The 14,033-nt window shown below is 69.4% G+C and carries 16 protein-coding genes; 1 reads left to right on the forward strand and 15 read right to left on the reverse strand.

The features are described from left to right. Positions 1–399: 399 nt before the first annotated feature. From GBO37_RS09430 to pcaD, 11 genes are all read right to left on the reverse strand, one after another. Positions 400–1,791 carry a glycosyltransferase family 2 protein gene (locus GBO37_RS09430; RefSeq protein WP_252928605.1) on the reverse strand — a complete coding sequence of 464 codons (1,392 nt, stop codon included), beginning with the start codon at positions 1,789–1,791 and terminating at the stop codon, positions 400–402. Between the two features lie 202 nt (positions 1,792–1,993). Next, positions 1,994–2,140: a hypothetical protein gene (locus tag GBO37_RS09435; RefSeq protein WP_252928607.1), complete on the reverse strand. Its 147-nt coding sequence runs from the start codon at positions 2,138–2,140 to the stop codon at positions 1,994–1,996. Positions 2,141–2,200: 60 nt separating this feature from the next. Beyond that, positions 2,201–2,551: a glycosyltransferase family 39 protein gene (locus tag GBO37_RS09440; RefSeq protein ID WP_252928609.1), complete on the reverse strand. Its 351-nt coding sequence runs from the start codon at positions 2,549–2,551 to the stop codon at positions 2,201–2,203. A gap of 103 nt (positions 2,552–2,654) precedes the next feature. Continuing rightward, a complete protein-coding gene (locus GBO37_RS09445) occupies positions 2,655–2,930 on the reverse strand; it encodes a lipid-A-disaccharide synthase N-terminal domain-containing protein (RefSeq protein WP_252928610.1) in 276 nt (91 codons plus the stop codon). A 473-nt stretch (positions 2,931–3,403) separates the two neighbouring features. Further along, positions 3,404–4,501 carry an alkene reductase gene (locus tag GBO37_RS09450; RefSeq protein ID WP_252928611.1) on the reverse strand — a complete coding sequence of 366 codons (1,098 nt, stop codon included), beginning with the start codon at positions 4,499–4,501 and terminating at the stop codon, positions 3,404–3,406. 525 nt (positions 4,502–5,026) lie between these two features. Then, on the reverse strand, positions 5,027–6,358 hold the full coding sequence (locus GBO37_RS09455) for a lyase family protein (protein WP_252928612.1): 1,332 nt from the start codon (positions 6,356–6,358) through the stop codon (positions 5,027–5,029). 97 nt (positions 6,359–6,455) lie between these two features. Continuing rightward, positions 6,456–7,295 (reverse strand): 3-keto-5-aminohexanoate cleavage protein, encoded by an 840-nt coding sequence (locus tag GBO37_RS09460; protein ID WP_252928615.1) that lies wholly within the window; start codon positions 7,293–7,295, stop codon positions 6,456–6,458. Beyond that, positions 7,288–7,881 (reverse strand): protocatechuate 3,4-dioxygenase subunit alpha, encoded by a 594-nt coding sequence (gene pcaG, locus GBO37_RS09465; protein ID WP_252928616.1) that lies wholly within the window; start codon positions 7,879–7,881, stop codon positions 7,288–7,290. Before pcaG ends, GBO37_RS09460 begins: the two co-directional genes overlap by 8 nt. Position 7,882: 1 nt before the next feature. Continuing rightward, positions 7,883–8,596 (reverse strand): protocatechuate 3,4-dioxygenase subunit beta, encoded by a 714-nt coding sequence (gene pcaH, locus GBO37_RS09470; RefSeq protein ID WP_127897611.1) that lies wholly within the window; start codon positions 8,594–8,596, stop codon positions 7,883–7,885. Beyond that, positions 8,593–8,982, reverse strand: a complete 390-nt coding sequence (gene pcaC, locus GBO37_RS09475) for a 4-carboxymuconolactone decarboxylase (protein WP_045983372.1) — start codon at positions 8,980–8,982, stop codon at positions 8,593–8,595. Before pcaC ends, pcaH begins: the two co-directional genes overlap by 4 nt. Beyond that, entirely contained in the window at positions 8,979–9,761 is a 783-nt protein-coding gene (gene pcaD / locus GBO37_RS09480) for a 3-oxoadipate enol-lactonase (RefSeq protein WP_252928617.1), read from the reverse strand. Before pcaD ends, pcaC begins: the two co-directional genes overlap by 4 nt. Positions 9,762–9,838: 77 nt before the next feature. Here pcaD and GBO37_RS09485 point away from each other — a divergent pair, with 77 nt between their 5' ends. Beyond that, entirely contained in the window at positions 9,839–10,741 is a 903-nt protein-coding gene (locus GBO37_RS09485; RefSeq protein WP_252928618.1) for a LysR substrate-binding domain-containing protein, read from the forward strand. A gap of 512 nt (positions 10,742–11,253) precedes the next feature. Here GBO37_RS09485 and GBO37_RS09490 read toward each other — a convergent pair. The 4 genes from GBO37_RS09490 to GBO37_RS09500 all read right to left on the reverse strand — a co-directional run bounded on the left by GBO37_RS09490 (position 11,254) and on the right by GBO37_RS09500 (position 14,017). Next, the gene (locus tag GBO37_RS09490) at positions 11,254–12,651 is read right to left on the reverse strand and encodes an FAD/NAD(P)-binding protein (protein ID WP_252928619.1); all 1,398 of its coding nucleotides are present in this window, start codon (positions 12,649–12,651) and stop codon (positions 11,254–11,256) included. A 33-nt stretch (positions 12,652–12,684) separates the two neighbouring features. Further along, positions 12,685–12,819 carry a hypothetical protein gene (locus GBO37_RS21455; protein ID WP_256480465.1) on the reverse strand — a complete coding sequence of 45 codons (135 nt, stop codon included), beginning with the start codon at positions 12,817–12,819 and terminating at the stop codon, positions 12,685–12,687. A gap of 26 nt (positions 12,820–12,845) precedes the next feature. Continuing rightward, positions 12,846–13,445, reverse strand: a complete 600-nt coding sequence (locus GBO37_RS09495) for an alpha/beta hydrolase (protein ID WP_127897616.1) — start codon at positions 13,443–13,445, stop codon at positions 12,846–12,848. An 86-nt stretch (positions 13,446–13,531) separates the two neighbouring features. Beyond that, a complete protein-coding gene (locus GBO37_RS09500) occupies positions 13,532–14,017 on the reverse strand; it encodes an Lrp/AsnC family transcriptional regulator (protein WP_252928620.1) in 486 nt (161 codons plus the stop codon). Positions 14,018–14,033 lie beyond the last annotated feature (16 nt).

Genomic DNA, 14,033 nt, shown 5'->3' on the forward strand with positions numbered 1-14,033 from the left:
GGCGGGCGCGAGGTCAACGGTAGGGGAATATCCGACACTCGCTTTGTGGCCGGCTCAACGCTGACGCCCGTTGTAAGACAGGAATAGCCCCGAGACGCACAATCGGTCATGCGGTATCCAACCCGCGCATCAGAGCTTGTTCACCGACGTCTTCAGACCTCGTGCCCACCCTTGGGCGTCAAAACGGCAGCACACGCCATGGCGTCTGAAGACGCATGAAAAAATGCTTGAAAAAAGACATCAGAGCGACCGTGCGTTGTCGGTGTACGCCCTGTGTCTGCGCGGTGCGCCCCCGGTGACCATCTGGCACGTGCCGTTCCGGGCTAGAAGAAAGAAGTCCATGATCCAGCCATGCGCCGCGCGCCGCTCTCTCAACGCACACAATCCGCGGCCCGGTTTCTACCAACAACTCAGCGTCCAGCAGCGCAGCCCCTGTCTAGCAACACCACCACTCATTCCTACCCCGCGGGCTAGCCGCGCTCTTGTATCTAACGGCCGGTAGTGATGCGGACCTCTCCGCCAAGCACGTTCAGGGGAATGGCATGGGCATCGCAGAGGGCCTTGGATGGCCGTGATGCCGATGGACACTGCAGAGCCGGTGATCAGGAGGCTCATGCTGCGCCCCTTAGGTCGGTGGCTCCGGACCGGGCCAGGTCGCGCGTGCAGCCCGCAGCCGCTGTCGCGCACGCCGTCGCGCAGCAGTGCGTTGCGGATGCCGTTCGCCGCGGCCGAGGCCAGCCGCCGGGACGGGCGGTCGCGGCGGTCCACCCGCTGGCCCTGGACCAGGCCCAGCGCAATGCCGCCCCCGGCAAATGACTCCAGCAGGGCAGGAATGTTGTCGGGCGGGTTCTGACCGTCCGCATCCAGCGTCACGATCAGCGCCCCGCGCGCGGCCCAGACCCCGCTGCGGATCGCGGCGGACTGCCCGCAGGACCGGTCGTGGCAGATCACCCGCAGCTGCGGCAGCCGCGTCTGCAGCGCGGCCAGTTCGGCCCGCGTTCCATCGCGCGAGGCGTCGTCGATAACGATAATCTCGGGCGCGTGGTCCCGCAGAGTGGCGGCGATGCCGGTCAGCAGGGCGGTGATGTTGCCGGCCTCGTCGCGGGCGGGCAGGACGACGGAAATGTCGGGCGTCATGGCGCGACCTTCTGTGAGCGGTGAAGGGTATAGGTCTTGTTGCGGAACGGCAGCGGCAGGACAGGGGTCATGCTGGGGGGGCGGGTCCGTCTGGTCCAGAAGCACGCCGCCCGGATGGTCGCGCAGCCACCCTGCAACGGCGTCGTCGGACAGGCGGGCGACCGGGTTCAGCAGGCGTCCGGCAAAGTTCAGATGCGCGTGATAGGTGCCGTCGGTGACGGCGATGCCCGCGGCATCATGGGGCGCCAAGGCCCGGCCCAGATCGCTCATGTCATAGCGCGTGGACAGCAGCGGGCTGCGCCCGAGATGCAGCTCGATCATCAGCGCCAGCGGCAGCCCGGCAAGCGCCGTGACCCGCGCCCGCAGCCGCAGGAACACCGCCAGCCCTGTCAGCGCGCAGAGCCCGCGCAAGGCGAGCGACGACCACAACGGCAGTGGATCGCCAAGCCGTGCCAGCACCGAGACCAGCCCTGCGCCCGCGGTCAGAGAGGCCAGGACCAGCCCGATCACGGGCGGGGCCAGCCACAGGGCGCGCCGCCCCCACCGCCGCGCGGGCAGGCCACCCGACAGCAGCAGCGCCAGCGCGGGCAGTTCCGGCAGCAGGTCATGCGCCTGCTTTCCACTGATCAGAGAGAATGCGACGAACGCTTCCATGGCCAAGACCGCCGCCAGCCGCGTGCCGGGATCGGCCTACAGTTGCCTTGGCCGCAGCGCATCAAACCCCGCCCCGGTCCAGCCGAACGGCCAGAGCAGGGCGGCATAGAACCACCAGGGCTTGCAATGGGCAAAGGGTGCGACCATGCGCCCGCCGCTTTGCCGCCACAGGACCTCGATGCGGTACTCCGGCCGCCCAGGATCAGCGCGCGGGCACCAGCCACAGGCCGACCGCCACCAGCGCGACGGCCAGCGCCAGCCCGCCCGCCCATTGCCGCGCCGACGGACGCTCCGCCTCCGCCCGCAGCGGCATCGACAGCGCCACGGGCAGCAGGTGAATCAGAATCACCGGCCCCTTGGCATAGACGCCCAAGGCCACGGCCATCCCCAGGGCAACCCAGGCCCCGCGTCACGGCCTGCGGACCGCCGACCACAGCGCCAGCATCGCCAGCGGCGTGGCCGCGGTCTGCATCGCGTCGGACATGGTCGTCGATCCGAACAGCAGCCAGACCGGCGACACCGCCAGGATCAGCGCCGCGGCCCCGCCGCGCGCAGGCCTGTCCGGCCGCAGCCGCAAGGCCAGCAGCCCGGTCATCGCCACGCAGGCCGTCGCGAAGGCCTGTCCGACCAGTCGGGCCGCGAAGGCATCGACGCCCACGACCGCCCAGACCAGGTTGATCAGCCAGAACAGCAGCGGCGGCTTGTGCCCGTAGATCGCCCCGTTCAGGTGCAGGACCCAGGGTGATCCGCCGACATGCATCTTCCACGCGGCGGCGACATAGCGGGCCTCAGCAAGCGCAGCAGGATTAGCGTCAGCGCGGTCAGCGCGAACAGCAGCGTGGCGGACAGGACGGGACGCATCCTTATGCTGCGGCCGTCCGGCGATGCCTACGGATCAGCATCAGGTTGCGCAGATAGACGAACAGCCCCAGCCTCTGGCCCGGCACAAAGACCGGGTCACCACGCCACGACGCATAGGCAAAGAGGGTGACCCCGCTCGCCAGCGAGACCCACAAGAACGGATGCGGGACGACACTGCGTCGCATCCTTTCGCTGGCCAGCCAATGGATGACGAAACGCGCGCTGAACAGCGCCTGCCCAAAAAACCCCATCCTAAGCCAAGCCGTCTGACTCGTCATCCGCCCCGTCGTTGCAGGACAGCCGTGCCACGCGAGGCTTGCAGGAAGCGTGCAGTCGAGAGCTTGGATGCGCCGAACTGCATTGTCGATCGCCGGGCGTCTTCCAAAAGGCCTGTCATCGAATGGCCGGGGCCGTCCCTCAGGTCATGGCAGCTGCGACACCGGGCCGCTGATAGGCCGTGGAATTAGGGGCCGCGCTGGCCCGGACGCCCCATTATGGTTTCTGCCGGATGCGACCCCCCATCAAGGCTGTGCCGACTATCTATGGTCAGTGGAAGGCAACTGACGGGGCATGCTCACCGCCGTGATCGGGCCAAATCATCTTAGATCGGGGGACGTTGCGAAGTGGTTGAGCTGCCATCCCGCTGTCCTGCTATCCTATAAACGGTGTCGCATGACAGGGACCAGCCCCTGTATCGGGCCGGTCCATCGGGTGCGACGCGACGCCCTGCCATGGGCGCCGCGGAGGGGACTCAGGCCTGATCGGCCGTCGCGTCCATCGGCGGATAGTCCACATAGCCTTCGGCACCGCCGCCATACATCGTGGACTCGTCGGGCTTGGCCAGGGGTGCGCCGGCCTTCATCCGCGCGACCAGGTCGGGGTTCGCGATGTAGGGGCGACCAAAGGCGAATAGGTCCGCCTTGCCCTCTTCCAGACGCTTCGTCGCCAGGTCCAGGTCATAGCCGTTATTGGCGATATAGGTGCGCGAGAACCGCTGGCGCAGGCTGTCGAAATCGAACGGCGCCACGTCGCGCGGGCCGCCGGTCGCGCCCTCGACAACGTGGATGTAGACTAGGTCAAGCGCCTCCACCCCGTCCACAATGTGATCGAACTGCGGCTGTGGATCGCTGCAGGACACCCCGCCGGCCGGAGAGACCGGAGACAGGCGGATGCCCGTGCGGTCCGCGCCGATCTCGGCCACGACGGCTTGGGCCACCTCCAGCATCAGCCGGGCGCGGTTTTCGACCGAGCCGCCATAGGCGTCGGTGCGCTTGTTCGCGCCGTCCTTGGCGAACTGGTCCAGCAGATAACCGTTGGCCCCATGGATCTCGACCCCGTCGAAGCCCGCCTCGATGGCGTTGGCCGCAGCCTGGCGGAAATCGTCGACGATGCCCGGGATCTCGTCCAGGCGCAGGGCGCGCGGGGTCGAGGTCTCGACAAATCCGCCGTTCACGAAGGTCTTGGTTTCTGCCGCGATCGCCGAGGGGGCCACGGGGGCCGCGCCGCCCGGCTGCACGTCGACATGCGACACCCGACCCACATGCCACAGCTGCAGGAAGATGCGCCCGCCCTTTGCATGGACCGCATCGGTGACCTTGCGCCATCCGGCGATCTGTTCGGGCGTATAGACGCCGGGCGTGTCCTGATAGCCCTGCGCCTGCGCCGAGATCTGCGTCGCCTCGGCGATGATCAGCCCCGCGGTCGCGCGCTGCGCGTAATATTCGGCCGCATGGGGTCCGGGCACCAGGCCCTCCGCGGCGCGGTTGCGGGTCAGCGGTGCCATGACGATGCGGTTCGCCAGGCGCAGGGGGCCAAGGTCATAGGGCTGAAAGAGCGTGTTCTGGTTCATCGTTTCCGCTTTCCGGGTGTGATTGGTCTTGGTCGTTCAGGGCAGGTAACGCGCAGCGGGCGGAATGTTTTCAGGGCCGTGAAATATTGCCTGACGCACGGTGTCGCAGCATCCGCAGCCCGAGCGATGGGGGGCGGACAGCCGCGGCACAGGGCGGATGGTCGAGGCTTGGTAGAGCATGCGCGTCGCCTGAGCCATTGCCGGGGGCGTTTCCGTCCCCTCATCGGGGCATGGTCAGCTGCTTGCAGACCCCTCACTGATCGTGAGTCGGACCCTCGCCATAGCGACGCGATGACAGGGACGTTGGCAGCGCGCAGATTGGTTTAGGGCGCCGGCTGCCGAACCCCGGCATGACCTCTGGCAGCCGGGGTTTGTCCAGGCATGGCATGATGCATGACCTTCTCAACAGGGAAGGGCGCCCGCCGCGATTGGGTCGCGTCGGAAACGCCAGCCACGGCGGGCCTTGCAACGCCCGCTGGTCGTGCGCCTGCTGTTCACCTTGCCGCCAGACCGACAGACCGACGCCTAGGGCATACGGGTCCGCTGACGGTCGGCAAAGGCGCGGGCCTCCTGCGGCGCCAGGCCGAGACCGTTGGCGCGGACCAGCGCGGCCCAGTCCCGGTCCGGCCATTCCTTCCGGGCCAGGGCCAGCAGGTCGCTGCCCTCCGCCGGGGCGGTTGCGCAAAGCTGACCGACCCTACCTGCGACAGAGGCACGGTCCAGGCCCAGTTCGGCCACGACCGCGAATGTCAGCGCCTCGGCATGGATGGTGCCGGACCCGCCACCCAGGTCGCGCTCCATTGCTTGGGGGTCAGGGGTCAACCGGTCCAGGACATCCTGCGTCAGTCGCAGCATCGCGCCCAGGCTGACACAGATCTGCGGCAGGGTCAGCCATTCGGTGAACCACGCCGCACCGTCGCGGTTCTGACGATGCACCCCCGCCGCCCCGAAGACCGATGCAAGCCCGATTACCTGCCGCGCCAGGGCCGCCAGCGCCGAGGGGCCGACCGGGTTCTGCTTTTGCGGCATGGTCGAGGATGCCCCACCGCCCTCGATCCGCACCAGGGCCAGGCCCGACTGCGTCATTAGCAGCAGGTCCTCGGCCAGCTTGGCCAGGGCGACGGCCACCGCCGCAGCCCAATCCGCCAGCCGGCCCAGCCCCGAACGGTCGGAATGCCAACCGTGGCCGGGATCCGACAGGTCCAGCGCCTGCGCAAGGCCCGCCCGAACGGCCGGGCCCTGCGGCCCCATCGCCGACAGCGTGCCCGCCGCCCCGGACAGCGAAACGCGCAGCACCGCGTCACGAACCCGCGCTAGATCCTGCGCGTGATCCAGCAGCGGCCATCCCCAGCTGGCCGCGACCGTGCCAAAGCTGGTGGGTGTCGCCGTCTGGCCATAGGTCCGCGCGGCCATGGGCAGGGTGGCGTGCCGATCCGCCAGCGCGGCCAGTTGGGTCAGAACGGCATCCAGGCGGGCGCCCCACAGGTCCAGCATGGGGCGCAGGCGCAGGGCCAGCGCGCTGTCCATGATGTCCTGGCTGGTGGCGCCCCAGTGCAGATGCGCGGCCGCGGGATCGCCGGCCATCTGCCGCCGCATCTCCTGGACCAGGGCGGGGACGGGGACGCCGTTGCGGGCAGTGGCTTGGGCCAGGGATGCCGGATCGATCAGCAGGCCACGGCTGGCCGCGGCGATGGCCGGACCGGCATCGGGGGGGATGACCCCAAGCTGCGCCTGAACCCGGGCCAGCGCGACTTCGACCCGGATCATCGCGTCCAGTTCGGCCTCGGCCGTGAACAGCGCCTGGGTGTCCGGGTCGCCAAACAGCATGGCATAGAGGGGGTTGCCGGCCGCGGTCATGGCCCGACCGTGGCGGGGCTGCGCACCGCCTGGCGGTGCGGGCCGTGGGTCGGCGGTGGCAGGGGCGACTTACGCCCCGTCGTGACATGTACCTGTGTCATGAAACGGTCTCTGGCAGGTTCAAAATCGCGCGGGCCTGCTGCCACGTCGCCACCGGACGGCGATAGCGGTCGCACAGGTCCACCACCCGCCGCACCAGCGCCGCGTTGGACGGTGCCAGGTGCGTGCGGTCCAGGCGCACGTTGTCCTCCAGGCCCGTGCGGGCGTGACCGCCCGATGCCACGGCCCATTCGTTCAGGACGATCTGGTTCGGGCCGATCCCCGCCGCGCACCAGGGCGCATTCGTGCCGAACAGCCGCCGGACCGTGGCGATGTAGTAGTCGAACACGTTGCGGTCGACCGGCATGGCGTTCTTGACGCCCATCACGAACTGCACATAGGGCCGGGTGGTCAGCCGCCCGTCCTGCCACATCGCATGGGCCTGCAGGATGTGGGACAGGTCAAAGGCCTCGATTTCGGGCATGACGCCGTGGGTGGCCATCTGCGATGCCAGCCAGTCCACCAGGTCGGGGCTGTTTTCATAGACGCGGGTCGGAAAGTTGTTCGACCCGACCGACAGGCTGGCCATGTCCGGCCGCAGCGGCAGCATGCCGCCCCGGTCGCGGCCCGCGCCCGACCGCCCGCCGGTGGACAGCTGCACGATCATGCCGGGGCAATGCCGGCGGACCCCCTCCAGCAGGCGGGCAAAGCGGTCGGGGTCGCTGGTGGGCTTGCCCTCGTCGTCGCGGACATGGGCGTGAACGATGGCGGCGCCCGCCTCGAAGGCCTCGTGGGTTGATTCGACCTGTTCGGCGATGGTTACGGGAACGGCCGGGTTGTCGGCCTTGGTCGGAAGGCTGCCGGTGATGGCCACGCAGATGATGCAGGGGTCAGACATCGAGATATACCGTTTCCTTGTCACCTTGCAGGTGAATGTCGAAGTGATAGTGGCCGTCGGCGCCACGGGCGATCAGGGTGTCGCGGCGATGCGGCTGTTCGATCAGGGACAGCACCGGGTCGGCGGCGTTGTCCTGATCGGCGAAATACATCCGCGTCTGCAGTCCGGTGTTGATGCCCCGCGCGACCAGCCACAGCGACAGGTGCGGTGCCTGCATGCGGCCCCGCGTCCCCGGCACGGCGCCGGGCAGGACGGTGTCCAGCGTGAACTGCCCGGTGTCGAAATCGGGCACCACGCGCGCCCAGTGCCGGAACCCCGCGGCGGCCCCCGGCTGATCGGGGTACAGCCCGGCCGCGTCGGCCTGCCAGACTTCGATCAGCACGTCCCGGACCGTTGCGCCCATGCCGTCGAAGACGCAGCCGGTGACGCGGATGCGCGGGCCGGGCACGTCGTCGGGCATGGGGTCAAAGCCCAGTTCGGTATCATAGATGTCGAATCCCGCCGCCCGCGGGGCCAGCCCGATATGGACATAGGGTCCGGCGGTCTGGGACGGGGTCTCCTTGAGGTAGTTCAGCGGCTGCGGCATGTCAGTTTCCCTCCGGCCGGTTCTCGAAGACGGTCGATCGCCGCCCGCGCAGCACGATGTCGAACCGATAGGCCAGACAGTCCAGCGGCACCGCCTGGTTCAGGTCCAGCGGGGCGATCAGCGCGTCGATGGCGCGGGGATCGGGGATCGCCTGCACGATCGGGCAATGCGCGATCAGCGGGTCGCCCTCGAAATACATCTGGGTGATCAGGCGCTGCGCAAAGGCCGTGCCGAAGACCGACAGGTGGATATGCGCAGGCCTCCAGTTGTTGACCCAGTTGCGCCACGGATAGGCGCCGGGCTTGATGGTCCGAAAGGCGTAATGGCCCTGATCGTCGGTCAGAACCCGCCCGCAGCCGCCGAAATTCGGGTCGATCGGCGCCAGGTAGCCGTCCTTCTTGTGGCGGTATCGGCCGCCGGCATTGGCCTGCCAGATCTCGACCAGGGTGCGAGGGACGGGGCGGCCGTTCTCGTCCAGGACGCGTCCGTGGACGATGATGCGTTCGCCCACCGGATCGCCGTCCTTGGCATAGTTCGCGATCAAGTCGCCATCCAGCGGGGTGATGGCCCCATGCCCGAAGCGGGGGCCGGTCAGTTCCGACACGGTGCCCTCGATCGACAGCATCGCCTGTCGCGGCGACCGCGCGACCGAGGTCTTGTAGTCGGGGGCCAGCGCGGGCGGATGCCAGGTGCGGTCGCGTTGATAGAGCGTCATGCCTGTCCTCCTTGGGCATCGGCCTCGGCAAAGATGCGGCGGGCCAGGGCGATGGCGTGATTGGCGCGCGGGACGCCGGCATAGATGGCGACGTGCAGCAGCGCCTCCATCACGTCGTCGCGGCTGGTGCCGGTGTTCGGGATGGACCGCAGATGCAGGGCCAGTTCGCCGTCGTTGCCGAGGCCCGCCAGCAGGGCGATGGTCATCATCGACCGCTCGCGCAGCGGAATCGTGCCGCGCGACCAGACATGGCCCCAGGCCGCATCGGTGATCAGCGCCTGGAACGGCGCGTCGAAGGGCGTCTGCGCGGCCTGCGCGCGGGCGACATGGGCCGGTCCCAGCACGCGTCTGCGGGTGGCAAGGCCGGTGTCTGACAATTCGGTCATGCGGCATGTCTTTCCAGAAAGGGGGTCATCAGCGCGGCGTGGGCGTCGGGCGTCTCGACGCAGGGCAGGTGGCCCGCGCCGGGGATCAGGTTAAAGGTCGCGCCGGGGATCAGGTCGGCGGTGGCGCGCACCACGTTCGGGGGCGATGCACCGTCAGCCTCGCCCGCGATCACCATCGTGGGCAGGCGCAGTGCGGCGCTGGCCTGCCGTTGATCGGCCCCGGCCAGCGCCCGGCAGGCGGCGACATAGCCCGCGGCGGGCGTGCGGGCCAGCATGTTGCGCCAGGGTGCCAGCGCGGGCGTCGCGCGGAAGGCGGGCGCGAACCAGCGTTCCATTACCGCATCCGCGATACCGGCCATGCCGTCCCGTTCCACCGCATCGATCCGGGCCTGCCAGCTGTCGGGCGTGCCAAGACGCGCGGCGGTGTTGGAAAGGATCAGCGCGCGGACCAGATCGGGCCGGTCGGCCGCCAGGCGCTGCGCGATCAGCCCGCCGATGGACAGGCCCAGCACGACCACCGGGCCGGGGGCCACGGCCTCGATCAGCGCGGCTGCGTCGGCGGCGTGGTCGGCGATGCGGTCTGCGGCGCCCAGATCGGACAGCCCGTGCCCCTGCTTGTCATAGCGCAGATAGCGCAGCCCCTGCGGCAGCAGCGGCAGGACCGCCTCCCACAGGCGCAGATCCGTGCCAAGCGAATTGGCCATCAGCACCACCGGCGCGCCTGTCGGCCCGTCCAGCCGATAGTGCAGCGCGCCATAGGGGCGGGACAAGATTTGCATGGATACTCCTCCTGTCCATAACGTAACATGGGGGCAGGATCGCCGATAATGCAAAATCGGCAGCAAAGGATGCCCATATGATTATGCATCCCGGCATCAAGCTGCGCCATCTGCGGGTCTTTCTGGACATCGCGGCCCGCGGCAGCCTGACCGCGGCGGCGCGGGCGCAGGGCATCACCCAGCCCGCGCTGAGCCGCACCCTGGCCGAGCTGGAGGCCCTGCTGCAGGTGCCGCTGTTCCGGCGCGAGCGGCGGCGGCTGATTCTGACCGATGCGGGCACGCTGCTGCGCACCCATGCCGCCGCTGCGCTGCAGATGCTGGAAAGCGGGGTCGCCGCGCTGCATCCGGTCGCGGGGACGGACAGGTTGCGGGTGGGCATCCTGCCCACGGCGGCCACGCGGCTGTTCCCGCGCGTGGCGCTGCGCTTTCGCGAGATGCATCCGCATGTGACCCTGTCGGTCGAGACGGGGCCGCATCCGCATCTGATCCGCCTGCTGCGCGAGGGCGGGATCGACCTGATGATCGGGCGCATGCCGGCCGCCGCCGACATGGCGGGCCTGCGCTTCGATCACCTCTACGAGGATCAGATCGCGCTGGTGTCCCGCGCCGGGCATCCGTGCTGGGGCCAGCCGGTGCGTGATGTCCTGTCGATCTGCCCGGTGATCCTGCCGCCGCAGGACGCGCTGATCCGCCGGGCGGTCGACGATTACCTGCAGGCCCGCAACCTGGCCGGGCTGCATCCCGCGTTCGAGACCGCGGCCCTGGCGGTGGGTCGGGGCATCCTGGCGGCATCGGACGCGCTGTGGTTCATCTCGCAAGGCGTGGTCGGGGACGAGCTGGACCGAGGCGCGCTGATCCAGTGGCCGACCGATGCAGGGTTCCTGACCGGCGCGGTCGGCCTGACGCGCCGGCAGGTCGGGCCGGACAATGCGATGCTGGACGTGCTGACGCGCCTGGCGACAGACGGGGCACGGACCTAGGCAGGATCGCGGGCGTCATGATTGTGCATGTCTTGCGGCGATGTCCCACGGCATGGGGCATGGTCGACGACGGCACGCGCCGGTGGCCTGCAACCCTCGACCTCATTGACCGCCCCCTGCGCATCAATGTTCTGAGGTGCTGCGACTGCGATTGCGGTCCACCGGCGGTCTTTGCGCTGTTTGTTGGAAGGTTCGGTGCTGTCTTCGCGGTACACAATGCCTTTGGCTGCACCGTCATCTGGTGCGCTGCGCGATCGAGGCCGTTTTTCCCCGTCTATCGTGGAGCACGGACAACTGGCGGTTCGGACGCTTCCTCAAGCCAAGCATGCTTGTGGCTTTGTCTGTCGTGACCTGGCCGTACGGCACCACGATCTGCCTTTCTCCATGCCGTGCAAAACGGCCAGTCACCTGGCGACAGGTTCGCCCTTGCAGACCCACAAACGAGATGTCCGATAGGAGGGCCTCCCCCCTGAGCAGTCGATGCTGCAGGGCGACCGGCTCTGCCGTCGGTTTCAGGGTGCCGCTGTGGCCGCTTGCTGGTGCGGGGCCACGTCGCGGCTCAGCGCAACGGCCAGCGTTTGGGCCTGGTCGCGGATGTCGGGGATGGCGGTGATCTCCCAGAACGCTGCGCGGGATGCAGGCCCGATGACGCGGATGCGGGGGTCCGGGCGGCCGTCGGCGCCGATCAGGGCGCAGTCGGCCGCGACATCCAGACCGATCCGCACGGGATCGATGCGGGCGCGGCCGGTGGCCAGCAGGTCGGCGACCAACGGCGTCGCGTTGGCCCGCGGGTCGCGGCGGATGCCGCGGCAGTCGACGATGCGCGCCGCATCGAGCGTCAGGATACGATCGGCCCCGCGCGGGCGCCAATGCGCGCGCAGGATCGCGCCGTCCCGGCTGGCCCCATCGAAGCGGCCCGCCAGCTGCCGCATCTGGCCACTGTCCAGCGCGCGCTGCAGGATGGCCGCGCTTTCCGGGGGCAGGCGGTGGCGGTGCACCTCCCACCAAGGGGCGGCGTGGCGCAGGAAGCGGGTGCGGTCCGCCACGGACATGGCACGCCACAGGGCCGACAGGTGCGGGCGGACGCCGTCGACCGCGTCGCGCCAGGTGCCGCCCTGCGCCTCGGCCCGGGCGGCAAGATCGCGCAGCCAGGACAGGACAAAGCTGACGGGCGCGCCCAGGGGCACCTCGGCCCGGGTGATCGACAGGGGCGCGCCCGTGGCATGCACACGCGGCAGTTGGGCACGACGTGACAGGGCCACGATTTCCCCGCGGTGGCCGTGGGACAGCAGGCTGATGGCCTGGTCCACCATCGACAGGCCGGACCCGATGATGACCACGCGCCCGCCCTGGGGCGGGGGGTCGGCCTGCTGCCAGGCGCCGTGGACCAGGCCTGTCGGGTCCGGTTCGGGCAGGGCATGGCCGGTGGCCAGCACGGCCCGGTCGGCGGGAACGACCTGGCCGTCGTCCAGATGCGCCGCGACCCTGGCCCGCGTGGTGACCAGCCGGATGCATGTCGCGCGCAGACAGCGCAGCCGTCCGTCGGCCGACAGCGGCGCCAGCAGGTCGGTCATGTAGGCGCCATAGGTCGCGCGGCCCACGAAGCAGGCGCCCGTCGCGCCGTCTCCGCGCGCGGCCAACCAGCGGCGGAAATGGTCGGGATCGTCGGGAAAGGCGCTCATGTTGGCGACGCGGGTGTTCAGCAGATGGCCCGGATCGATGGTCGAGTAGGCGACGCCACAGCCCAGCATGTGCCGCCCCTCGATCACGGTGACACGCAGGGGCGTGGCCGGGTCGCGCAGCAGATGGGCGGCCAACAGGACGCCGCTGGCGCCGCCACCGATGATGACGACATGGGGCAGATGGGCCGCATGGGGCGCAGACGTGTCGGCCAGGGGGATGGTCTTCATGGCGGGCTCCTTCGCTTGGCTGCGGGGGCGGTCCTAGAGGGCCGCGATCAGCAGCCCCGTCCACAGGGCCAGGCTGGCACCGATCAGCGTGGGGACGATGCGGTCGGGACGGTTGGTGTCGCGGGGATGGGTGCGGCGCAGATAGGCCTCGGTCTGGATGTCGAACATGGCAATCTCGGGTCCGGTGATGGGGGTCAGGCCAGCCGTCGGGCGGGCAGGGACAGTGGGGCGGGGCGTGCGCCGAACAGGCGCCGCAGGACCCCGGGTCGCGCGGTGCGCGCCAGCAGATCGTCGCGCAGCGCCTTGCCCGCGGGCCAGGGGCCAAAGCCCGATGCCGCGTTGACATGGCCCGCATGGCCGATGTCGTGCAGGTCCGCGCCCCAATGCGCCGCCAGCTGTCGGCTGTGGTCGAAAGCCATCCACGGGTCGTTGCGGCTTGCCACCAGCGTCGCAGGCACGTCGAACCGTTCGCGCGGCAGGGCACCGAAACCGCGGGTGCGGTCCGAGGTGGCCGGATCGGCAGGCGCGACCAGCAGCGCGGCGCGCACCCGCAGCCCGGGCCAGCGGGCCAGCAGATGCGCGATGGTCACCGCGCCAAGCGAATGGCCGACCAGGATGCTGTCGGGATGGGCCATGATGTGGACGGCCAGCGTGGCCTCCCAGACCTCGCGGACGGGACGGCCCGTGTCACCCATGTCCAGCAGCATCGCGTTGGGATCGGTGCGCGCCCACCAGTCCTGCCAGTGCGGCGCAGGAGAGCCGTCGAGGCCGGGGACGATCAGGGTCTTGGTCATCGGATGTCTCCTCTTATCTCGCATAAGACTACAAGGATGGTCGTGTATTGCGATTCCAAAGATCACCCCGAAAAGGGAACAGGGTTCTATCGGTCGCGGGTGTTGACGGGATAGGCGGTGGTGTGGCGCAGCCGTTCCATCGCGAATTGCGATGTGACGTTCTTGATCGCCACGGCGTCGGTCAGCGCCCTGTAGAAGCGGTCATAGGCGGCCATGTCCGGCACCGCCACGCGCAGCAGATAGTCGATGTCGCCGGCCATCCGCCAGGCTTCCATGACCTCGGGCAGGGCGTCGATGGCGCGGGCAAAGGCCGCGCGCCATTCCGTGCCGTGGTCTGGCGCCTCGATGCCGACGAAGACGGTCAGGCCGAATCCCAGCATCGCCGGATCGGCCAGCGCCACGCGCCGGGTCAGCACGCCGTTCGCCTCCAGCTTCTGAATGCGCTTCCAGCAGGGGGTCTGGGACAGGCCCACCCTGTCGGCAATCTGCGCGATGGGCGTGGTGGCGTCTGCCATCAGCAAGGCGACGATCTTGCGGTCGATCAGGTCCAGGGGAGGGATCTGGGTCATCATGCGATTCCTTTCGCCG

The sequence above is a fragment of the Paracoccus sp. 08 genome, from assembly GCF_024105395.1.
Classification (GTDB): Bacteria; Pseudomonadota; Alphaproteobacteria; order Rhodobacterales; family Rhodobacteraceae; genus Paracoccus; species Paracoccus marcusii.